A 23,471-nucleotide genomic window follows, 5' to 3' on the forward strand; every position below is an offset into this window, starting at 1 on the left:
AAAAAAATCCGATACTATTTCTAATATCGGATTGTGAAGCTATGAAAAGATCAGTCAAGTGATCATAAAAATATGCTTAACTGATCTGCATTACACGATTGTGGGCTCTAAATTAAAACTTAATTACAATGTGTAATTGAAGCCGATGGCAATACCATCATCTTCGGTTTGCGACATTTGAGCTTCTTGCTCTGCATCATTGCTTGAAAAGTCACTAAAGTCTTTACGCGCTTCGATATACAAAATCGTGTCTTTGCCCATGAAATAGTGTGCGCCTAAAACTGCAAACTGACGTTTGAACACATCCTCAGGATCTGCATTAAAGTTTGGCTGGATCACGTAATCGTCACCGGCATCAAACACGTTATAGGCAACAAAAGTACGTAAATTATTGTCGAATCGATAACTTAAAATTGATTCTAACCCGACAGCGTCTTTTATTAAGCGGCCAATGTTATCGGTGTCGTGGTTTTCGTTTTTGTTTATGTTGGCCGATGCATACCAGCCCGGTTTATAAAAGTCACCATAGGTAATGCCCGCACCATAAATTAGATCAGTGACCGATTGATTCCGCCCACCCGCGTATAAAACATCAAATTGTCCACGGTTTACACCCGCTGTTAATTTTAAATTATCAGTAGCAAAATAGGTGAGGGCAGCACCATAGGTTGAATTAAACTCTACTTTTTGCGCAGCGTTATTGCCTTGGTTCCAAAGCACTTCACATGAACTTCGTGATATATCGGCAATATCACATGTATAAAAATCATCAGATTTTAACTGGGCTTGCAGTGCAACATGAAACTTACCCCATTTATTACGGTATTGCAGTACTTTATCACCTCGACCGGTGCCGTTTACTGCACCATCGTCTTTATTATACGTATACACGCCAGCTGCGTTACCATCCCACACTAAACTAAAATTAGTGTTATAAACAACGTCATACCAAGCACCCCATTGTTTACCCAGCGTAATTTGACCATAGTCATCGTGCTTAATACCGACATAACCTAATCGATTATATAAAAACTCATCCTGAATTGATTCAAAGCGATTATTATAAATAATGTCACTACTGCCTACCGGGTTTACGCCCCATTCTAGTAATGCAAATGCATGCCATCCATTTTGTAATTGGCGCTTAAAATCAAAATTAATGCGTGACGCACCATTAACAACTTCTGTCTGACCTTGCGTGTTTATAATACGCGCATCGATAAAGCCGCCTACTGTGACACTGTTCGTTTCATCTTTGTATATTTCGATTGCATCTACAGTGTAACTTGTGAATAAACCAGCAATCAGTGTGGCAGCGAGTGTTCTTTTCATAGAGTACCTTGTTTTATTATTGTCCCTAAGAGGTATAAATTAACTAAAAGATGAAGACTATCAAAGCTAAAATAAGGTAAAAAGTGAAAAAATATCATGAAAGGTACAGCCTTTGTGGAATATTTATTCATTTTCAGTTCACTTCATTGAATAATCAACGTGTTAGTCAGACTAAAAAATAGACACTTTTTGACTAAGTGTTCTTAGCATTAATTTAGTATTGGGTGTGTCTGCACCTAATCCATACAATAAAGTCATAAAATAACAATCAAGCAAGATTGCAGCTTTTACTTTGTTAAATTGTGGTTGGTCAGCAAAAACTAATGAATGCATTAGATCCATATGCTGCTGTTGAAATGTTTGCGAAAACAATCGTTGGCTAAAAAGCACTTTATAAAAACAATGGTGCAAACAATAAAATTGATAAAAATATTGTGCATAGTGATTAAGCTTAAGTCGGGGCGGGCGATGTATATCGGTCTCTTTTGCACGCTCTAACACATCTTTAAAACGCATGTCTAAACACGCCTCTAAAATTGCCACCTTATCAGAAAAATGATTAAACAAAGTGCCTACAGCAATACCGCTTGCTGTAGATATTTGCCTGGTTGACGTGTCGTTAAAGCCACTTTCAGTAAAGAGACTCCACGCTTCGTTCAGTATCCGTGAGTGCGTTTGATCGTGCTTTTTCATGTTTAGCCCATTGATTTATATTGCTAAATTTTTAAATGAGCGCGCTCATAAATAAAAGTGAGCATGCTCATTAAAGGTAGACTGCCCATTTGAAATTGTAAAATCACTGCGCGTATTTAAAGAAACTTTCATGGCGTGCAAAGCGGCTTTAGTTTAAAATTGCACGCAGTTTTATTTTTACTTTTACCCGCTGGAGGGTACCGCTATCATTAGTACAGCTAATATCACCATGCAATTTGGTGCTAAACCTTTATTCGAAAATATCTCAGCTAAATTTGGCGATGGCAACCGCTATGGTCTAATCGGTGCAAATGGCTGTGGTAAATCAACGTTCATGAAAATCCTCAGTGGTGAGCTTGAGCCATCAGCAGGAAATGTCAGCACAGATCCAAACGAACGTATCGCAAAACTAAACCAAGACCAGTTTGCTTACGAAGAGTTTTCTGTTATCGACACGGTTATCATGGGTCATAAAGAGCTGTGGGAAGTAAAAAAGGAGCGTGATCGTATTTATAGCTTACCCGAAATGAGCGAAGAAGACGGTATGAAAGTAGCCGATCTTGAGACCGAATTTGCTGAAATGGACGGTTACTCTGCTGAAGCTAAAGCAGGTGAGTTACTTATTGGCGTAGGTATTGGCACTGAACAGCATTACGGTCCAATGTCTGAAATTGCCCCTGGCTTTAAACTGCGTGTGTTACTTGCTCAAGTACTGTTCTCTGACCCAGATATCATGTTACTGGATGAGCCCACCAATAACTTGGATATTTACACCATCAAATGGTTAGAAGACGTGTTAAACCAGCGCGACTGCACCATGATTATCATTTCGCATGACCGTCATTTCTTAAACTCAGTGTGTACACACATGGCTGATATCGATTACGGTGAATTACGTATTTATCCAGGTAATTACGATGAATATATGTTTGCTGCAACACAGGCTCGCGAACGTTTACTAAGCGAAAACGCCAAGAAGAAAAGCCAAATTGCTGAACTTCAACAATTTGTATCGCGTTTCTCTGCAAATGCTTCTAAAGCAAAGCAAGCTACATCACGCGCTAAACAAATTGATAAAATTCAGCTTGAAGAAGTAAAAGCGTCATCACGTCAGAGCCCGTTTATTCGCTTTGAACAAGAAAAGCAATTATTCCGTAATGCACTTGAGTTAACTAACCTTGCACAAGGCTTTGACGAGATGCTTTTCAGCGGCCTTGAGGGCTTAGTGGAAGTGGGCGAGCGCATTGCGATTATCGGTGAAAACGGTGTTGGTAAAACAACACTTTTAAATACTCTTGCTGGGCGTTTAGCACCAAAGCAAGGTGAGTATAAATGGTCTGATAACGCGAACATTGGTTATTATGCACAAGACCATGCAGATGAGTTCGAAAAAGACATGAACTTGTTTGAATGGATGGAACAATGGCAACAAGCAGGAGATGATGAGCAAGTTGTTCGTAGTTTCCTTGGTCGTATGCTGTTTTCACAAAACGACATCAAAAAATCGGTAAAAGTCATTTCAGGTGGTGAGCAAGGCCGTATGTTGTTTGGTAAGATTATGATGCATAAACCAAACATTTTGTTAATGGATGAGCCAACCAACCACATGGATATGGAATCTATCGAAGCGCTAAACTTAGCCCTTGAAGCGTACGAAGGTACATTATTGTTCGTTTCACACGATAGACAGTTTGTATCATCACTTGCAAATCGTATTTGGGAGATTAAAGACGGTAAAATTATCGACTTTAAGGGAACATATACTGAGTACCTAGCAAGTAAAGAAGCGTAATCGTTAAGTTACTGCTTAAAAGCCATGCAAGTCATGGCTTTTTTGTGCTTCTAGAGTCGCATCTTTATGTGACTTAGGTATATAATACACGCCACAAAATAAGGACAAAAGTCCGCTTTTATACCAATTTGCATGATTAAATTATCAGTTGGTATTAATCGCTTTTTTATAAAATAAATTGATTGAGGTGTAAATATGACTGTTGGCATTATTATGGGTTCCAAATCAGATTGGCCAACGATGGAACATGCGGCGTTAATGCTTGAAAAATTCGGCATTGAATACGAAACCAAAGTTGTTTCTGCACACCGTACTCCTCAATTACTTGCCGATTATGCAAGCTCAGCTGCTGAGCGTGGTATAAAAATTATTATAGCGGGTGCCGGTGGTGCTGCGCACTTACCTGGTATGGCTGCGGCGTTTACCTCGCTACCTGTATTAGGTGTGCCTGTTAAATCTAAAACGCTAAACGGTGTTGATTCATTATTATCTATCTGCCAAATGCCTAAAGGTGTTGCTGTCGGTACGCTTGCTATTGGTGAAGCTGGTGCGGCAAACGCGGGTCTACTCGCTGCACAAATTTTAGGTTGCCAACAGCCTGAAATCTTCGCAAAAGTAGAAGTATTCCGCAAAGAACAAACAGAGACTATTTTAGCTAACCCAAATCCTGCAGAGTAATATGAATATTTTGATTTTAGGTGCAGGTCAGCTAGCTCGTATGATGAGTTTAGCAGGCGCACCGCTTGATTTAAACGTGGTTGCTTACGATGTAGGCAGTGAAAAAATTATTCACCCTTTAACAGGTGAAGTTCACAGCAGCACATTACAACAAGCAATCGATAATGCAGATGCTATTACCGCAGAGTTTGAGCACATTCCCGATGATGTCTTAACACTGTGTTGTCAAAGCAATAAGTTTTACCCGGGCAAAGCAGCCATAAAAACTGGCGGCGACCGTGCATTAGAAAAAGCGTTACTCGATAAAACACACGTAGAGTGTGCGCCTTATCAATTAATCACCGAAAAAGCACATTTAATTGCCGCAGTTGAACGTTTAGGTAAACCGCTGGTAATTAAAACTTGCCAAGCTGGTTACGACGGAAAAGGCCAGTGGCGTTTAAAATCAGATGACGAAATTGAACAAATCTGGTCTGAAATGGCAGACTTCATTGCTTCAGGTACTGACTCTGCGCCACATTCAATCATTGCTGAAAAGATGATCCCATTTGACCGTGAAGTATCAATCATTGGTGCACGCGACAAAGCAGGGAACACGGTTATTTACCCATTAACCGAAAATCAGCATACCAACGGTGTATTAACGCTATCTGTTGCTGGCAAAGAAAAAGCGGCCATTCAAGAGCAAGCTGAGCGCGCGTTTAATAAATTAGCGCAAGAGCTTGATTATGTAGGTGTGTTAGCGATTGAATTCTTTGACGTGCAAGGTACATTGCTCGTTAATGAAATTGCGCCACGTGTGCATAACTCGGGTCACTGGACGCAGCAGGGCACTCACTGTTCGCAATTTGAAAACCATATGCGCGCAGTGGCGGGTTTACCTCTGGGTAGCACGGAGTTACTTCGCCCAACAGCGATGATTAACGTGTTAGGCCAACCATCTATCCCTCAATCAGTGCTGGCTACACACGACGTTACGAGTCACTGGTATGGCAAAACAGCAAAGCCGGGTCGCAAAATGGGGCACATTAATGTCTCTGCCGATAATCTTCATCAACTGGGTGAGCGTTTAGCGGCCCTTGCCGAAATTCTACCAGAAGAAGATTACCCAGGTGTCGCAAACACCAGTACACAGTTGATTTTAAACTAATCAGTTTAAATTGCTAAAAGCCGAGGTCTTCTCGGCTTTTTAATGCCATTACATGTATTTACGTCTCTTGTCTCAAAGAGCTTGCGTCTATAAATTCTTCCGATAGACTCCTATTTTTATACTAATATTAGCGTGCTATGTTCCATCCACGATTACAAACAGTCGTATTTGCGTTTTTTATGGCGTTATTTATGTCTGGTTTTATGTCATTGGTGATCAGCATTTTTAACGTTGGTTTTGTCGATAATATTGTGATTCTTTGGTTAAAAGCATGGGCTTTTGCTTTTTGTGTTGCATTTCCTACTGTGATTTTAATCGCGCCTTTAGTGCATAAATTAACAAACAGACTGATAAGAGCCCCGTTGTGATTGCTGAACGTCCCAAACAACTTCTTTTTATTGCGTTATTCTTAATCTCGGCTATTCCTTTTGTAGGTTCTGCTACATCGCTCATTGTAGGGGCTTTATTTGCTATTATTTTGGGTAACCCCTTTGCAGCTCTCTCTCAAAAATTGAGTAAGATAATGCTCAAAATTGCTGTCATAGGTTTAGGGTTTGCTGTTGATTTTAATCAAGTTATTGAAGTAGGGCGCAGCTCTATCGTACTCACCATTGTTAGCATTACAGCCATAATTGGACTTGGTGAAATTTTATCTCAGTTATTTAAACTGAATAAAAATACTGGGGTATTGATATCGTTTGGTACGGCAATTTGTGGTGGGAGTGCGATAGCAGCTATGGCCCCCGTGATAAAAGCAAAAGATCATGAAGTCGCCATTTCACTCGCGGTTGTTTTTTTATTAAACGCGCTAGGTCTGGTGCTATTTCCAATGATTGGTCACTATCTTGGTCTAACAGAACAGCAATTTGGTGTATGGGCCGCACTTGCAATACACGATACCAGTAGCGTTGTTGGTGCATCAGCTGCTTATGGCGCATCAGCATTAGCGATTGCAACCACCATAAAGTTAACCCGAGCAATGTGGATTATTCCTTATACAAGTATTGCGGGAGTTTTTTGGAAATCCGATGAAAAAGCAAGTATCCCTTTGTTTATAATTGGATTTTTAGCAGCAGCACTGATAAATTCAAGCTTACCAGAGTATCAACCTCTTTGGCATGCATTGAATATTGGCGCGAAACAAATATTAGTTATGACGCTATTTTTAATTGGCAGTGGCTTATCTGTTACAGTGCTTAAGCAAGCTGGTATTAAACCTTTTATCATGGCAATGATCTTATGGATCATCGTCAGTAGTATTATTTTACTTTTAATAGTAGATGGATTTATTTCATGAAAAACGCCTTATTAACGTCTTCAATTGCACTTGCAACTGGTTTATTTGCAACTAACCTTGTTGCTGCCGACTTACGCGTTGCGACTTTTAACGTCAGTATGGACGCAACAAACTATGCAAGCAAAGGCGAAGCAATCGATAAAGACGCGCTCAGTAAAGCGCTTGCAAGTAACCACCAGCAAATTCGTAATATCGCAGAAATTATTCAACGCGTCAGACCTGATGTTATTTTACTCAATGAATTTGATTACATCGATGCAGATAAAGGCATTAATGTTTTTCGTAAAAATTATCTACAAGTCTCACAAAATAAGCAGGTTGCTATAGATTACCCGTATGCTTTCATTGCGCCTGTTAATACTGGTTTACCCACTAATTTTGACCTAGATAAAGATGGTGTAAAGGGGCATTACAAAGGTGATGCGCACGGTTTTGGCTTCTTTGAGGGGCATTATGCGATGGCTGTACTCTCGCGTTATCCTATTGATTTAGAAAAAGCCCGTACACTGCAAACATTCAAATACAAAGATATGCCAAACGCGCAAATGCCTATCGACCCTAAAACAGGTAAAGACTGGTATTCAAAAGAAGCGTGGCAAGCTATTCATTTAAGCTCAAAGTCGTTTTGGGATTTACCCATAAATGTAAAAGGGAAGACATTCCATTTATTAGCTTCGCATCCTACGCCACCTGTATTTGATGGTGATGAAGACCGTAACGGCAAGCGCAACCATGATGAAGTTAGACTGATTGCTGATTACATTAACAACGAAAACTACCTCTATGATGATAAAGGCCAACAAGGTGGCTTAAAACCGAATAGTCGGTTTGTAATTGTTGGTGATTTAAATGCTGCACCAGAAGGGGATAAAGCACGCCCAACGACAACGGATCAAATATTAAAAAATCCACATGTTAATGCGTCGTTTACACCATCGAGTAAAGGTGCAAAAGAGTCTTATAAAGACAGTTACGCTAAAAATTACACCGCGTATTGGCAAGCACGTGCTGATTATGTACTGCCATCAAATTACGGTATTGAAATTAAAAATGGGGGGGTATTTTGGCCAACCAAAGACAGCGAATTGTACCGTTTAATTAAAGATCGTAATGCGTCTTCTGATCATCGCATGGTGTGGCTCGATATTTCGTTAAAATAAGCTGTTATTAAACGGAAAAGTTTGGCTGTTTATCCTATTAAAATTGCTATTTCATCAGTGCTTCTGCTTAAATAAGGCGAATTATAATTACCTGTAAGAAGCACTATGAAATTCAAAACCACTGCTAACAAAACGTTAGTGGCTCTCGCAGTCGCATCTAGCTTCATGCTAGCTGGTTGTCAAACAACCGCCTCAACTGCAACAGAAGTAAGTCCTACTCAAGTTGCTCCAATGGTTGCTACACCCGTAGACACTGGTTCATCTGAAATTACATTAGAGCAAGCTATGGCTCACCCTGATTGGCTTGGTCGTCAGCCTGAGCGCGCTTTTTGGAATGGTGACTCTAAAAGCATCGTTTATGCGCAAAAGCAACAAGGTAACGAATTACGTGACTTATATGTTCAAGCGGTTAATAGCCAGTCTGCATCTCAAGTTGCGTTAAATAAACTACACACTGTTGGTGCAAAAAATGCTGTTTATTCAACAGATAAAAAGCAACAGGCCTATGCATTTGAAGGCAATATTTTTGTTAAAAACTTGAGCTCAGGTCAAATAACGCAGATCACACACGACAGTGCACAGCAATCAAAACCGCAGTTTTTAACCGACGGCAACCTTGCTTACCGCCAAGGTAATGCATTTTATAAAGTTGATTTAGCGACAGGTCGTCAAGTAGAGCTTGTAAATCTGCATTTAGACGATGCACCAAAAGGTGTTCAAGAGCCTGACACGTATATCGCAAAAGAACAGCATAAATTAATTGATTACATTGCACTTACGCACAAAAATAAAAAAGATCGTGAAGCGCGTGAAGAACAAATCAAAGAGCAAAACGACAGCATTGCAAATTCACAGTTTTATTTAGGTAAAGGTAAGCGTTTAGCCGATGTGCAGCTTTCACCAAATGGCCAAGCATTAGTTGCAGTAACCACCGAAAGCCGTCCATGGCGCGATGAAGGCGATATTATGCCTAATTACATCGCTGATGATGCGCGAGTTAAAGCAGAAAAAGTACGTCGCCGTGTTGCAGATGAAAAACCAATCAGCTCAGATGTTATTTACATTGACCTTAAATCGGGTGAGCAAACAACACTGGCGTACGACACATTACCAGGCTTTGATGAAGATGTGCTTGCCGCGGTTAAAAAAGAAAACTACGCCCGTGATGGCAAAACTTACAAGTCTGAAAAAGCACCACGTGCAATTAATCTAATGATGGACTGGGGTTGGGATCAAAGTGCAATCCAATGGAACACCGATGGCTCAAAGGTTGCGCTTATGCTTGAAGCATGGGACAACAAAGACCGTTGGTTAGCAACTGTTGATACAAAGAACAACACACTTGTTTCTCAACACCGCTTACACGATGATGCGTGGGTTAACTATGCATACAATGACTTTGGTTGGTTAAATAACTCAGATACGCTTTACTACTTATCAGAAGAGTCTGGTTACAGCCATATCTATAAAAAGCCGCTAAACGGTAAAGCAACACAACTTACTAAAGGTCAGTTTGTTGTTTCAAACCTAACATTAACAGCGGATAACTCAGCGATTTACTACAAAGCAAATGTTGAGCACCCTGGTCTATACGAAATTTACCGTGTAAATCCTGCTAACGGTGAGTCTGAGCAAGTGACTAACCTAGACGGTATGACTGATTACCAGTTAAGTCCAGATGAAAGCAAATTACTGCTAACTCACTCAAAAATTATGTCGCCACCAGAGCTATATGTTGCTGATGCAAAAGCAAATACACAAGTAACTCAGTTAACGCATACGGTGTCTGACGAGTTTTTGGCTAAGAAGTTAATTGCGCCTAAAATTGTTGCTGTGCCTTCAAGCCACACTGATCAACCTATTTACGCAAAAGTGTATTACCCCGCTGACTATAAAGAAGGCGAAACAGGTAAAAATCGTAAAGCAGTTATCTTCAACCACGGTGCAGGTTACTTACAAAACTCTCACATGGGATGGTCTGGTTACTTCCGCGAGTTTATGTTCCATTCACTATTAGCATCTGAAGGCTATGTAGTCATGGATATGGATTATCGTGCGTCGAAAGGGTATGGCCGTGATTGGCGAACTGCAATTTATCGTCAAATGGGCACACCAGAGATTCAAGATTTAGCCGATGGCGTAAGCTGGATGGCTGAAAACGCGAATGTTGATACACAAGCTGTTGGCACGTATGGCGGTTCTTACGGTGGCTTCATGACGTTTATGGCACTATTTACCCAACCTGATTTATTTAAAGCGGGTGCTGCACTTCGTCCAGTGACCGATTGGGCTCATTACAACGGACCTTATACGTCTAACATCTTAAATCATCCAGATGTTGACCCGATCGCCTACGAAAAGAGTTCACCAATTTACTTTGCTGAAGGCCTGAAAAGTCATTTATTAATTAATGCGCCTATGGTTGATGATAACGTATTCTTCCAAGATTCAGTGCGTTTAGTACAACGTTTAATTGAGCTTGAAAAAGAAAACTTTGAAACAGCCATCTTCCCAGTTGAACCCCATGGTTTTGTACAGCCATCAAGCTGGTTAGATGAATACCGTCGTATTTATAAGCTATTTAAAGAAACGCTTTAATTCTATTGAGTAATTTAAAAACAGCCACTTTAAGTGGTTGTTTTTATTTACATTATGATTATTTCTATGGCTCTATTTGCAGTGAAATGTGCTTACATTGAGCACTTTTGTATACTGCTCTGATTCGCCTTTAAAAATTAAATCATCGCTCACTAAGCTCATCTTAAAGTTCTTTATCCACGATAGCTTGGCTATAAACTCTAATTCATAGCGATTAAAGGATGCAGGGCACTTTAAATACACATAATGATGCGCTTTGCCAAAAGCACCGGGGTCCGCTGTATAGACATAGAAAGTACGGTCATTAAGTGTGTGTTCTTGATAAATGTAGTCTTTATGTGAGCCGAAGGTCGCATCCAGAAACATAACTAAGCCTGCCCCAGTAATCATCAAGCAAGCATACAAAAAACTCAATATAAGTGTGATGTTTGCGATTATTCTATTTTTAAAAAGCGCACTTACTTCCTGGTATTTCATGAGTAATAAGGTGAAGCCCAAAATAGCTGAGGCAAATACAATAATATTTTTTACCTGAGAGACATCCCACATATACCTTGGCGATATAAACTGTAAATTAATAAATGAGCTTAAAAAGCTAAGCAGTAAAGGGCCGTAAAGGCAAAGTGCGATGAGACCAAGATAAAAATAGCCATTATTCTTTATCATTTAAAATTCCTTTTTCGTGTTAACAATTTTTCGTATTAACAAAGAACATAGCTAAAAAAAAGCGAGCAAAGTTATGAAGTTACTCGCGATGTTTAATAACTTTAATCAGTACAGGCAAAGCCAGCACAGTGCCGCCAACCGCACCGATAAAGTGAGCATCAATGGCAACATTTGACGCAATCAATTGGCGAACTGATTCACTAGGGCCTGCAACTTGCTCCCACACTACTTTTGCCCAGGTGCCTATAAATAACAACCAGCCACTTAGCATACCTGCTTGCACATCTTTGACAGCGCCCCAAATAATAACACCGTGCAAGAGTGCACTCAGTCCAGTGTATATTTTTATATCAGGGCAAAATAACCATACGCCTAAACCACACCATAAAGCCAAAACAGCGGTATTAAAAGCATACCGAGCAGGGGAGGTATGTTCTGCATGCAATGCCCATATTAATAAAATTCCGGCGCAATTTAAGGCTAAATGCGGCCAGTTTGCATGTACAAATTGACTCGTGAAAATACGCCAAAATTCACCATCTGCAACTAAATTACGGTTAAATTCTAAATAATCATTTAAGTTAAACGCAGCAAAAAGGGTACTAATCAGCATTAAACACAGTGGCGGCAGTACATATTGTGGTTTCAGAGGAAGGTTGATCATGTTATTTTTGTTGTATCTTAAATTTTGCATATTGTGCACGTTTAATTTTAAGATGCCAATTAAACACCGGGATTAAGTTTATTTATGTTATTCAAAACAAAAGCACTTATTGTGCTCTCTTCGTCATTAATTTATACAACGTCAATTTTTGCAGCCCCAACTAAGGTTGAAACGCGTGAGCCTGAAGCCGCGACAGGCTTTGCACATAAGCAGGTCGTTGAAGGCACTAAATACATGGTTGCTGCTGCAAATCCGTATGCAGTAAAAGCCGGTCAAAAAATGTTAGAAATGGGCGGCTCAGCGGTAGACGCAGCCATTGCAACTCAACTGATACTTACACTGGTTGAGCCGCAATCATCGGGCATAGGTGGTGGGTCGTTTTTGATGTATTTCGACAACAAAAACAAAAGCCTAACCACTTTCGATGGTCGTGAAACAGCGCCAAGCCATGCTGATGAAACTCTTTTTTTAGACAAACATGGTAAAGCAGTAAAATGGATTGAAGCAGTTGTGGGTGGTCGCTCAGTAGGTGTACCTGGGATTTTACATGCCTTTGCAAGCGCGCATAAACGTTATGGTAAATTGCCATGGCACACGCTGTTTCAACCGGCAATTGAGCTGGCAGAGCAGGGGTTTGTTGTATCCCCTCGTTTGCATAAGTTGCTGGCAAAAGAGCTAAACCCTGGCGTTACAACGTTACCCGTCATTCGTGATTACTTTTTCCCTGATGGTAAGCCACTGGCTGTCGGCTCTGTAAAAAAGAACCCTGAATTAGCGGCTCTTTATAAAGACATAGCATCACAGGGCATTGATGCCTTTTATAAAGGTGAGAATGCCAAACAATTAGTGCATGCAGTACAAAACTCAGTGGTTGCACCAGGCACGTTAACAGAAGCAGACCTTGCTAACTACCAGAGTAAAGAGCGCGCCCCTGTGTGTGTTGATTACCGTCAATACGAAGTATGCTCAATGGCCCCTCCGAGTAGTGGGGGTGTTGCGGTATTACAAATTTTAGCGTTGCTAGAACACAAAGACATGGCCAAGCTTGCACCTAACTCAGTACAAGCATTGCATTACTTTACCCAGGCATCACGTTTAGCGTTTGCAGACCGTAATGTATACATGGGCGATCCTGATTTTATGGCTATTCCAACGGACGGTTTATTAGATAAAAATTACCTAGCAAGCCGTGCTAAGTTGATTACCGAAAAAGATGCCCACGCAGAGGCTGGAACGCCTCCTAACTCATTGGCCTATGCGCAGGATGACGCTTATGAATTACCGTCAACGTCGCATGTATCAATTGTAGACAGCGAAGGCAATGCCGTGTCAATGACCAGTTCAATTGAAATGGCTTTTGGTTCAACCGTTATGGTGAACGGGTATATTTTAAACAACCAGCTTACTGACTTTGCTTTATCGCCAACGAAAGATGGTAAACCACTCGCTAACCGTGTTGAGGCAGGTAAACGTCCGCGTAGTTCTATGTCGCCAGTAATGGTATTTAACAAAGACGGTAGCTTACGATTAGTCGTGGGTTCACCGGGTGGAAGCCGAATTATTGATTATGTAGCGCAGGTTGTTGTGGCTGTTCTTGATTGGGATTTAGATGCACAAGAAGCAATTAATTTGCCACGTATCACAAATCGTAATAATTACACCAGTCTTGAAAAAGGCACCGAACTTGCCAACCACGAAGCCGATTTTGTTAACCGAGGCCACCAAGTTCGCATCTTAGATTTAAACTCTGGTTTACATGCTGTTGAACTAAAAGACGGTAAACTTTATGGTGCTGCAGATCCACGCCGTGAGGGCATCGCTTTAAGTGATAAAAGCCACTAAAAATAGGCTCAGCAGCCTTAAAGCTGCTGAGTTTTCATGTATACTTAGCCTTATGCCTTTTAGAGCATAAAATTCATTTTCTTCAATGGTCTGACAAGGTGGATTGTCATTGCAATTTAACCTTCAACAGTAATAATGTCAGATCATAATTATGACGCCATCAAAGCTTGGAAATATGACTACAAATACCGATCCGAATTATCTTTATATTCCTTATTCAGGCCCAGGTCTGATCGAAACGCCACTATTAAATAAAGGCAGTGCATTTTCACAAAAAGAAAGGGAAAGTTTCAACCTAGCCGGTTTACTGCCACCGCGTTATGAAACAATTGAAGAGCAAGTTGAGCGTTGTTACCAACAATATTCAAGTTTTAGCGACAACTTAAACAAACATATTTACTTACGTGCTATTCAAGATAACAACGAAACACTTTACTACCGTTTAGTGCGTGACCATCTTGAAGAAATGATGCCGATTATTTATACCCCGACAGTGGGAGACGCTTGCGAAAAGTTCTCTGATATTTATCGCAGTGCACGTGGCTTATTCATTTCGTACGAAGATCGTTTCCAAATCGACGATATCTTGCGCAATGCGACGAAAGGCAAAGTAAAGGTTATCGTTGTAACTGATGGTGAGCGTATTCTAGGCCTTGGTGACCAAGGTATTGGGGGCATGGGTATTCCAATTGGTAAGCTGTCGCTTTACACCGCATGTGGTGGTATAAGCCCAGCATACACATTACCTGTTATGCTTGATGTGGGTACCAACAACGAAAAACTACTTAACGATCCTATGTACATGGGTGCTCGCCATAAACGTATTTCGCAAGAAGAATACGACGAGTTCCTTGAGCTATTCATTAAAGCAGTAAAACGTCGCTGGCCAAGTGTGCTACTTCAATTTGAAGATTTCGCACAACCGAATGCAATGCCACTGCTTAAACGTTACCGTGACGAAATTTGTAGTTTTAACGACGACATTCAAGGTACTGCAGCTGTTACAGTTGGTTCATTACTTGCGGCGTGTCGTGTTAAAGGTGCTAAGTTATCAGAACAAAAAGTTGTGTTTGTTGGCGCAGGTTCAGCAGGGTGCGGTATTGCAGAGCAAATCATCAGTACGATGGTTGCTGAAGGCATTTCTGACGAGCAAGCGCGTTCACAAATATACATGGTCGATCGCTTTGGTCTACTAACAGAAGGAATGGAAGGTCTTCGTGATTTCCAAGATGCTTTATCGCAATCAAAAGAAAACTTAAAAGACTGGACTTACAGTGGCGAATTCGCCTCGCTTCTTGATGTAATGCACTGCGCTCAACCAGATATCCTTATTGGTGTATCGGGTCAACCTGGCTTATTCACTGAGCAAGTTATTCGTGCAATGCATGCCTCGTGTGCGCAGCCAATTATTTTCCCACTTAGCAACCCGTCTAAGCAGGTAGAAGCACTGCCAGCAGATGTTATAGAGTGGACCGACGGACAAGCCATTGTCGCCTCAGGAAGCCCATTTGAACCGGTTGAATACAACGGCCAGTTATTCCAAATCCCACAATGTAATAACAGTTACATTTTCCCTGGTATTGGTTTAGGTGTAATAGCTGCAAAAGCAACCCGTATCACAGATGCAATGCTTATTGTATCAAGTGAAACGTTAGCAGAGTCTTCACCACGTGCAAACACAGGTCAAGGTAGCTTATTGCCAGCACTAACTGAAATACAAGCATTGAGTAAACGTATTGCGTTTGCCGTTGCTAAAAAAGCGATGGAAGAAGGTGTGGCACTGGAACTAACAGACGACGCGTTGTGGGCTGCTATCGAAAAGAATTATTGGTTACCTGAATACCGCAACTACAAGCGACGTAGTATTTAAACTAAAGCATTTAAACTAAAGCATTTAAACTAAAGCATTTAAACTAAAGTATTTAAACTTAAGTATTTAAACTTAAAATGTTAATAGAAATCAAAGCCTTCGCGCTTTGGCTAAATGACAAAGGGGACCTAAAATAGTAGGTCCCCTTTTTTTGTATAAAAATACATGCACTCAACACTAACACCAGTAACACCAGTAACACCAGTAACACCAGTAACACCAGTAACACCAGTAACACCAGTAACACCAGTAACACCAGTAACACCAGTAACACCAGTAACACCAGTAACACCAGTAACACAATTGTCGAGCTAAGATGAGTCGATACTAGATGAATTGCTATTAAGTAACGCAATTTCATCGGCTTTTATTTTCTGCTAAACAGCTTCGTTAAGAGAGTAATCAAGGCTTGTTCATTGCTAATTAACCTTATAAGGTATTTAATAGTTCACGTTTATACAAAAGGAACAAGGTTATGAATAAATTTGTTTTTTCATCTATTGCCGCATTTATGAGTTTTAATGTTTTTGCCTTGGCAACGCCAGACGCTCCGCATATTTATATTCAAGGTAATGCGTCTATCACCACAATCCCCGACAACGTAAAACTAACGGTCGCAATTGTAGAAATTGATAAAGACTTAATCGCCGCTAAAAATAAAGCCGACAATACAATGGCAAAAGCTATGAAGCTTGCAAAGTCAAAAGGGGTAGAAGAAAAGGGCATTTATGCGTCTAATATTTCTATTCAACGCGAAACGGAATATAACCGTGAAACAGGCAAACAAAACTTCGTTGGATACCGTGTAACTCGTAATTTATCACTCACGCTCACTGATACAAAACAGTACCCTGTTTTACTTCAACAACTCGTAAACTCAGGTATTAATGAAATAAATCAAACACAGTTTGTATCGAGCCGATATGAAGAGCTACAAAAGCAGGCACAAAAACTGGCAATTAAAGATGCCCGTGCCGCAGCAAAAGAGTTTGCCAATGATTATGGTGTTGAGTTAAAAGGCCTTTATACGGCTTCAAACAGCCCACTCGATACGGGAGTGCAACCCTACATGAGAGCTGAAAAAATGGTTATGGCTGATGCAGCACCGAGTAACTATGTACCCGATGCATACAATGGGGGTGAAATAACCATCACCGCAAGTAGCTATGCGGTTTATTATATCGAAAATTAAACAGTTAGTTGGTGGTAAACTTTGCCACCAACGCCTTTCCTTTGTGTTCTGAAATACGCGCAATAGCCTTGAGCATATTGGTTACTTGCTGACGGTCGTATTCATTCGTTATATGCTTATTAATGTCTTCAACAATGGCCTCTAAATAAACAAATAAGCTTTCTGTCGCTTTACTGCTATCAGCCGATCTAAACAAAATATTTTTAAATGCTTCAAGTACATTGACCATCACATAAGCATCGCCTTTTGCATAATTTCTAATCGGTGTGAAGTTATCATGCAGTAATTCATCAAACGATGTCTCGTGCAAGTATAAATAAGGTTGATTATTCGTTGAATGCTTTAGCGAATAATTCACATCGCTTATTTTAAGGCGTTCTATCAGTAAAATACTTAACATATCAATGGCCTTAACCGCAGTGCCCGGATCATTAATACCTGGGCTCATTGCTTTTACGGCAATTTCAGAAATTTGCGTCATACCATAGCGATAATGGTCACTTATGTACTCTTCAATATAAAAAATAAAACAGTTGAGCAGGGCATCAACAAGTTCAGGCATGTCTGATAAATCTTTATCACACTTTAAGAATGGGTACCCTTTAACGGTGAAAAAACCTTGTTTAACCGCAATATAAATTTTTATATCGTGCTCTTTACACAGCGCACATAATTTATCACTGTGAGCCCCTTTAAAATAACCTTCTGTTTCACTCTTAATGTTGTGCCATTCATCAAAGTTAGGAAACTCATTAACATCGGTATCTTTTTGCATTGCGACAATGCAGGTGAGTTCATTTTTGGTATTTTTAAATAAATCGTTAAGTACATTATCAACTTGGATAGCCTTTGAGATTGAATGAATAAAGTAAACAAAAAACCCCAACGACACTAAGCCAAACAGCAAAGAAAAGAAAATACCCAAAGAGGGGATCCCCATTTCACCGTTTTCCATCGCGCGTATGTTTATCAACATAATGATGGTGTAAATGATACTGCCTAAGTAAAAACCTAAAACAAGCTGATGAGATTTACGAGTGATCAAACCAGGTAAAACTCGCGGTGACAGGCTCGCACTCGCACTATTAAGTACCACCATTACCATTGAAAAGCTAAACACGGTTAGCGAAATGATACTGCCGGCAAGGGTACTCAATATGGTTCGTGCGTTTTCTTCACTATCGACTAATAGCACAGCAAAAAATTGCTTAACTTCCATTGTGATAGCTGCGTATTCAATTGCAGTTGTGATTAAAGCAAACAAAAGAAATAAAACGGATAGCATCGATGGGTAAAACCCAATACTGCTGATCATCTCGCGGTAATTGTCTGCAATTTTTCTTGGCGTAAACATGCATATCCTTTAAGAACAGTTAGACATTAATCATTATCGAGTCATAATAGTGTGCTAACTTAAATACCTATTTTATAGCCTAGCAACAAATAGTGCTAAGCGTCTAACTTTAAATAAGAATTGGAAATACAGTGATCGTTTCAACCTTTGCCGCCATATTGGCGATTTTATACATCCAGTTAAGTTTTCGTGTTATTAAAATTCGTAAAGCCAAGCAAATTTCACTTGGCGATGGCGGTGATGCATCTTTGCAAGCAGCAATTCGTGCGCATGGAAACTTTATAGAGTATGTGCCATTTACTTTGATCTTATTGTTCTTGGTTGAGTACCAAGGTCTATCAAGTCATTATTGTTATATTTTAGGAAGCATGTTGCTACTAGGTCGATTTTGTCACAGCTACGGGCTTGCTGATAACGTAATGAAATTACGTGCTTTTGGTATGATACTTACCTTTTTAACACTGGTTATCAGTGCTTTCATGTTATTAGTTACACAAGTTATGTAGGTAAAAGCGGGTGTCATTGCTAACGTTAGCAATGACACTAAAATGACTGGTTTAAAACGCCACTCATTAAGCAACCCCAGTGCTCATGCCAACATAATTAATACGAATTAAGATGAAGAATAAAATTTTTATAATAGGTCTGCCGCGCACAGGCACTACCAGTATTTGCCATAGCTTTTTACAATTAGGCTATAAAACGGCCCACACAGCGTATACACAAGCGGCAATTGAAAGTGCAGAGGTTATAGCTGACACTCCCGTCTTTAGTGAGTTTCCGTTACTTGATAAGCATTACCCAAACAGTATTTTTATTAATTTGCAGCGTGATTTATCAAAATGGATCCCCTCAATAAGACAACTGCTTGCGCGCATGCATACTAATTTAATGCGCGAAGATGGCGGCTTTAATAGCCATTTAAAACGCTGTTATTTAGAGGTGTTTGGCCACTACACACTGGCAGATATAGAATCAGATGAGTACCTTATTGCATGTTACAAGCGGCATCAACAGCAAGTGCAAAACTATTTTAGTGATAAAAAACAGCAACTATTAACACTTGATGTTTCAGACGAGCATAGCCCTGACGCACTCAAAGCATTTTTACAAACCGAGCAACCAATTGTTTTTAAACAACTGAATATGGCCGGTAAAGTAACGGCTTGGAATGACATAAAACACCCCGACAAAATAGCCTCAACCCGCAATGGAAAAATAGATAAATCCCTTGGTTACAATCACAAGATTTTATAACCAAAATGCGTTAAAATCGCCGCCATTATAAGTTAAGTTGTTCCTTATCATGTTTGAATTAAAATATCACACTCCCTTTGAATGGACAGAAGGTGTCTTAGCGGACTTTAACACCTTTTTACAAGACCATGCTGCCGCTGAAAAAAAAGCATCGGGTATGGCTATGTCAATGCTGTCGCATTACCCAGATCGTCGTAAACTTGTTAAAGCTATGACCGACTTAGCGCTTGAAGAAATGATTCATTTTAAACAAGTTCTCAAGCTATTAATGGAACGCGATATTTCATTGGGTAACGATCAAAAAGACCCTTACATTAAGCAAATTCGTGGCTTATTCAGAAATGGCCGCGACGAGTTTTTAATGGACCGTCTACTCGTTGCGGGTGTTATTGAAGCAAGAGGGCATGAACGCTTTTCATTAGTTGCCGAAGCGCTACCTGCTGGCAAAGAAAAAGAGTTTTATGTGGCCATCGCGAAATCTGAAGAAAAGCATAAAAACTTATTTGTCGAACTTGCCTACGAGTATTTCGACAAGCATGAAGTAGATACACGACTAGAAGAAATTCTTATAGCTGAAGCCAAAATCTGTAAAAGCATTCCGTTTACAGCCGCACTTCACTAAATGGTATCACGCGCATAGGGCTCAGTGAGTCCTATGCGCAAAATAGGTACTTAGAAAACAGTAATTAAGTATTTTGAAAATACTTTTTCGAACTGTGATTGATTAAATAAACATCAAACATCTCGCTTTCCTCCTATAGTTAAAGTAATAAATAGTGAGGATAAAAGCATGAAATGGATGATGACTCTCACAACGCTATCGTTAATTGGTATCGTAATTACGGGTAACTCAATTTACTCTGAAGTGAAAATCTTTCAAAGCAACGATAAGCCAACCGAAATAACCGCCAGTATGTATCGTTCTCTTATTTGGCACAGTGAAGTGTACAAAGACGATGAGTTTCTAACAATTTCAAATAGTTACTTTAGCGATGGCAAAATTGATACCCGTGAATATTCTAAACTAACCAGTTTAGCAAAGAAAAATACCGGTCCACTTATTTACCTGCAAGAATCTGATGAACAGCTTTGGCACGCAAGGTATAAGTACAAGCAGTATCTCGAAGAAAACATCCCCTCTGAACTTGCTTCAATCCATTGACTGGGCTTGTTTAAAGTCGCTTATTAAAGAGCTCAGCTCGACAAGTGTTGGCTCACCGCCTAAATAATTTGTATCGATGTGATAGGTGTTCCCAATCCAATAGGGCCGAGGGGTCGAGTTATGGCCATGAATAGAAAAGTCGACGCCTTGGTTGTGTATAACCTTACCTTGTTTTGTAATAGCTCTATCCCAAAGTAAGCCGGTAACGGCTTGAGAATGATTGCGAGGAATATTTTGCCAATGCCAATTTTGTGGCACCGTGTGCGACAAACCTATTGTCATGCCTGCATATTCAATAAGGTAAGAAAGAGGGCAATTTAGGAGTTGCAGGCAAACATCCACAAGTTCAGCCTCGCTTAATTCGTAATGCCAACGCCCGCCATTTTCAACCCATAACGCGTGATAACCACTATCTTGGGCAAGAATTGATTCGAGCATCATATGTTCATGATTACCCAGAGTCATATAAACACCCAGCTCTTTAAACCTCTGTAATAGGGCAACACTGTGTGCACCTCTATCAATAACATCGCCAAGCGCAAATAATACATCGTTCGCTGCATTAAAATTTACCGATGCTAACGCACGTTCAAACTTGGGTAGGTCGGCATCTAAATCACCAATAACAAAAACACGTTTTTTAGCATCAAGTGCCAGTTTTACTTGCACAGTATTATTGAGAATGGCTTGGCAATTAACTAAATTCAAAATGCATTCCTTTCACGTTCTATGAATATTAGCCTAACATAACTCGTTGCCTTTTTGGCAAGGGCTGGATATTATCTAGTCTCATTATTTAGGAGCACGCGCCAACATGAACAACTAAACCTGTTATCCAATTTCATTTTTTCTTTGGACCAACAGGGTTAGTAGGCGTTGCTCACTATCACTTTACACACGTAAATTGTATTTGCGTTACCAACGCTTTCTGCCCCTGTATTACAGGAGGCACTATGCCACAACTTCACGCTTTTAACCTTTGCTTTCAGCATGCCAATGGCAAACGTCTGTTTAACAAGATAACACTGTCATTAACAGCAAAACAACCGCACTTGTTGGTCGTAATGGCAGTGGTAAATCAATTTTAGCATCGTTACTTTGTAAAGAGCGCTCACCAACGTCAGGAACAGTAAACAGCAGCGGCGTAATGGGTATATATAAACAAGTCGACGACATTAAACGGTTAAATACCCTCACACTTGCTGAATCAATAGGGCTTGATCATTACTTCAATGCCTTGCAGGCTATTAATGAAGGCCAATTCACAGAGCACGACTTAGCATTTGTGGATGGTTATTGGGATTTAGAACAACGCTTTAATTCTGTATTAAATAAATTAGGCCTTAAAAACATCACTGCCACTGCGCGTGCGAATTCCTTAAGTGGCGGGCAACTCAGTCAATTAAAATTATGGGCTTTGTTTACCTTAAACCACGATATTTTGATTCTCGATGAGCCTTCAAATCACTTAGATAATCAGGGTAAAGCATGGTTAAAAAATCAAATTGAATCATATCCAGGGCAAATATTACTGATCAGCCATGACCGAGAGTTACTAGAAATTGTTGATGAAATTTGGGAACTATCGTCACTGGGGTTAGCTGTTTATGGTGGCAACTTTACAGATTACATCCGCCAAAAACAGCTACATGTTACAGCATTAGAAAACAAGCTTAATGCAGCGACAAAACAACAAAGTAAGCTTGAAGCTCAACAGCAAGTTAATAAACAAAAAGCAGAAAAACGCGCGAATAAAGGCACAAAGCTTCAAAAATCAGGCAGCCAGCCCAAAGTGCTTCAAGATGCTAAAAAAGACAGAGCCTCAGCAAATCAATCATCGCAAAGTAAAAACGCAGCAAAAAGAGAGGCGCAAATCACTAAAAATAAACAAGTGCTTATATCTCAACTTGAGCAAATAAAACCCCAACAGTTCTTTTTAAATCAAACAGAATTCAAACGCCAAAAAGCAGTAACACTCGAGAGCATTGTATTGCAGTATGGAACGAACACCCCCTTAAATTTATCGCTTTATAATGATGAAAAAATACATTTATCGGGCGCCAATGGCACCGGCAAATCAACACTTTTAAAAACGATGATGGCTATATTGCCAGTTAGAGCAGGGCAGATATATGTTAATCAACCACTCTATTATTTAGATCAACATTTTTCATTAATAAATAATGACTTAACCCTGCTTGATAACCTAATGTTCTATTGCCGCGAATTAACCCACAATACAGCCCGAACACTGCTTGCTAGTTTAAACTTCAGAAAAGACGACGTTTATAAACAAGCCGCACAGTTAAGTGGTGGCGAAAAAATGAAACTCGCAATGTGTATCGTAAGCCATATTGAAAAGCATGTTTTTTTGTTACTCGACGAGCCCGATAATCACCTAGACCTTGAATCAAAACAGCTTTTAGCCGATGCATTACACGCATTTAATCGCGGGTTTATCATAGTCAGCCATGACCAGCACTTTATAGAGGAAATTGGTTGTCATAAGAAAATTGCATTATAAACGCTGAAATCATAACGATAGCGGCTAAGGAGTAGGGTATGGCCATCGGTTCAAACTCAATCAATTTGTTATTCGTAATTATTGTTGAAATTGGCGGCGCGTTCGCCACCGCAATGCAAACAGACATTACTTGGATAAAGTAAGTCATCAAAAAACACGGTGAAGGTATTACGAAATTCCAGGGTAAATTATGATAGCGACATTATCTGAAGCTTTAAAATAGATTCTTATTTTAATTAA

The 23,471-nt window shown here is 40.0% G+C and carries 22 protein-coding genes; 15 read left to right on the plus strand and 7 right to left on the minus strand.

Features of this window, described 5'->3' with window-relative positions; genetic code table 11:
- Positions 1–123 precede the first annotated feature (123 nt).
- Together BM378_RS00005 and BM378_RS00010 are read right to left on the minus strand one after the other, a co-directional pair.
- Positions 124–1,332 carry a porin gene (locus BM378_RS00005; RefSeq protein WP_036968343.1) on the minus strand — a complete coding sequence of 403 codons (1,209 nt, stop codon included), beginning with the start codon at positions 1,330–1,332 and terminating at the stop codon, positions 124–126.
- A 171-nt stretch (positions 1,333–1,503) separates the two neighbouring features.
- Positions 1,504–2,025, minus strand: a complete 522-nt coding sequence (locus BM378_RS00010; protein ID WP_036968346.1) for a TetR/AcrR family transcriptional regulator — start codon at positions 2,023–2,025, stop codon at positions 1,504–1,506.
- Positions 2,026–2,230: 205 nt separating this feature from the next.
- Here BM378_RS00010 and BM378_RS00015 point away from each other — a divergent pair, with 205 nt between their 5' ends.
- The 7 genes from BM378_RS00015 (at position 2,231) to BM378_RS00045 (ending at position 10,700) form a co-directional block, all read left to right on the plus strand.
- Complete coding sequence (locus tag BM378_RS00015; protein WP_074988205.1) at positions 2,231–3,817, plus strand: ABC-F family ATPase; 1,587 nt, start codon at positions 2,231–2,233, stop codon at positions 3,815–3,817.
- 195 nt (positions 3,818–4,012) lie between these two features.
- A complete protein-coding gene (purE, locus tag BM378_RS00020; RefSeq protein WP_036968351.1) occupies positions 4,013–4,495 on the plus strand; it encodes a 5-(carboxyamino)imidazole ribonucleotide mutase in 483 nt (160 codons plus the stop codon).
- Between the two features lies 1 nt (position 4,496).
- Positions 4,497–5,645: a 5-(carboxyamino)imidazole ribonucleotide synthase gene (locus tag BM378_RS00025; RefSeq protein WP_036968354.1), complete on the plus strand. Its 1,149-nt coding sequence runs from the start codon at positions 4,497–4,499 to the stop codon at positions 5,643–5,645.
- Between the two features lie 137 nt (positions 5,646–5,782).
- A complete protein-coding gene (locus tag BM378_RS00030; protein ID WP_036968356.1) occupies positions 5,783–6,013 on the plus strand; it encodes a DUF2798 domain-containing protein in 231 nt (76 codons plus the stop codon).
- Positions 6,010–6,942, plus strand: a complete 933-nt coding sequence (locus BM378_RS00035; RefSeq protein WP_036968358.1) for a YeiH family protein — start codon at positions 6,010–6,012, stop codon at positions 6,940–6,942. Before BM378_RS00030 ends, BM378_RS00035 begins: the two co-directional genes overlap by 4 nt.
- Positions 6,939–8,102: an endonuclease/exonuclease/phosphatase family protein gene (locus BM378_RS00040; RefSeq protein WP_036968360.1), complete on the plus strand. Its 1,164-nt coding sequence runs from the start codon at positions 6,939–6,941 to the stop codon at positions 8,100–8,102. Before BM378_RS00035 ends, BM378_RS00040 begins: the two co-directional genes overlap by 4 nt.
- Positions 8,103–8,207: 105 nt before the next feature.
- Entirely contained in the window at positions 8,208–10,700 is a 2,493-nt protein-coding gene (locus BM378_RS00045; protein WP_036968362.1) for a prolyl oligopeptidase family serine peptidase, read from the plus strand.
- 72 nt (positions 10,701–10,772) lie between these two features.
- Here BM378_RS00045 and BM378_RS00050 read toward each other — a convergent pair whose 3' ends face one another.
- Together BM378_RS00050 and rrtA are read right to left on the minus strand one after the other, a co-directional pair.
- Positions 10,773–11,366, minus strand: a complete 594-nt coding sequence (locus tag BM378_RS00050) for a hypothetical protein (protein ID WP_065979937.1) — start codon at positions 11,364–11,366, stop codon at positions 10,773–10,775.
- A gap of 79 nt (positions 11,367–11,445) precedes the next feature.
- A complete protein-coding gene (gene rrtA / locus BM378_RS00055) occupies positions 11,446–12,060 on the minus strand; it encodes a rhombosortase (protein ID WP_405127521.1) in 615 nt (204 codons plus the stop codon).
- A gap of 54 nt (positions 12,061–12,114) precedes the next feature.
- Here rrtA and ggt point away from each other — a divergent pair, with 54 nt between their 5' ends.
- Together ggt and BM378_RS00065 are read left to right on the plus strand one after the other, a co-directional pair.
- Positions 12,115–13,872, plus strand: a complete 1,758-nt coding sequence (ggt, locus tag BM378_RS00060) for a gamma-glutamyltransferase (RefSeq protein WP_074988206.1) — start codon at positions 12,115–12,117, stop codon at positions 13,870–13,872.
- Between the two features lie 175 nt (positions 13,873–14,047).
- Entirely contained in the window at positions 14,048–15,742 is a 1,695-nt protein-coding gene (locus BM378_RS00065) for an NAD-dependent malic enzyme (protein ID WP_074988207.1), read from the plus strand.
- Positions 15,743–15,800: 58 nt separating this feature from the next.
- Here the strand turns inward: BM378_RS00065 and BM378_RS20510 are convergent, their stop codons facing one another.
- Positions 15,801–16,103, minus strand: coding sequence for a hypothetical protein (locus BM378_RS20510; RefSeq protein WP_083422842.1), 303 nt, complete (start codon positions 16,101–16,103; stop codon positions 15,801–15,803).
- A gap of 114 nt (positions 16,104–16,217) precedes the next feature.
- On the opposite strand from BM378_RS20510, the gene BM378_RS00075 reads away from it, so the two are divergent.
- A complete protein-coding gene (locus BM378_RS00075; protein ID WP_065979935.1) occupies positions 16,218–16,934 on the plus strand; it encodes an SIMPL domain-containing protein in 717 nt (238 codons plus the stop codon).
- A gap of 4 nt (positions 16,935–16,938) precedes the next feature.
- Here the strand turns inward: BM378_RS00075 and BM378_RS00080 are convergent, their stop codons facing one another.
- A complete protein-coding gene (locus BM378_RS00080; protein WP_065979934.1) occupies positions 16,939–18,288 on the minus strand; it encodes a DUF2254 domain-containing protein in 1,350 nt (449 codons plus the stop codon).
- A gap of 131 nt (positions 18,289–18,419) precedes the next feature.
- Between BM378_RS00080 and BM378_RS00085 the strand changes: the two genes are divergently transcribed.
- The 4 genes from BM378_RS00085 (at position 18,420) to BM378_RS00100 (ending at position 20,707) form a co-directional block, all read left to right on the plus strand.
- Positions 18,420–18,794 (plus strand): MAPEG family protein, encoded by a 375-nt coding sequence (locus BM378_RS00085; protein ID WP_036968374.1) that lies wholly within the window; start codon positions 18,420–18,422, stop codon positions 18,792–18,794.
- A 112-nt stretch (positions 18,795–18,906) separates the two neighbouring features.
- Positions 18,907–19,545 carry a sulfotransferase gene (locus BM378_RS00090; RefSeq protein WP_036968376.1) on the plus strand — a complete coding sequence of 213 codons (639 nt, stop codon included), beginning with the start codon at positions 18,907–18,909 and terminating at the stop codon, positions 19,543–19,545.
- Positions 19,546–19,594: 49 nt separating this feature from the next.
- Entirely contained in the window at positions 19,595–20,167 is a 573-nt protein-coding gene (locus tag BM378_RS00095; RefSeq protein WP_074988208.1) for a MiaE family protein, read from the plus strand.
- A 168-nt stretch (positions 20,168–20,335) separates the two neighbouring features.
- On the plus strand, positions 20,336–20,707 hold the full coding sequence (locus BM378_RS00100) for a hypothetical protein (RefSeq protein WP_036968379.1): 372 nt from the start codon (positions 20,336–20,338) through the stop codon (positions 20,705–20,707).
- Here BM378_RS00100 and BM378_RS00105 read toward each other — a convergent pair.
- Positions 20,696–21,415, minus strand: a complete 720-nt coding sequence (locus tag BM378_RS00105) for a metallophosphoesterase (protein WP_051501766.1) — start codon at positions 21,413–21,415, stop codon at positions 20,696–20,698. The genes BM378_RS00100 and BM378_RS00105 overlap by 12 nt on opposite strands.
- Positions 21,416–21,737: 322 nt before the next feature.
- On the opposite strand from BM378_RS00105, the gene BM378_RS00110 reads away from it, so the two are divergent.
- The gene (locus BM378_RS00110; protein WP_227006826.1) at positions 21,738–23,231 is read left to right on the plus strand and encodes an ATP-binding cassette domain-containing protein; all 1,494 of its coding nucleotides are present in this window, start codon (positions 21,738–21,740) and stop codon (positions 23,229–23,231) included.
- Positions 23,232–23,471 lie beyond the last annotated feature (240 nt).

Source organism: Pseudoalteromonas lipolytica, from assembly GCF_900116435.1.
In the GTDB taxonomy this organism is placed as follows: domain Bacteria; phylum Pseudomonadota; class Gammaproteobacteria; order Enterobacterales; family Alteromonadaceae; genus Pseudoalteromonas; species Pseudoalteromonas lipolytica.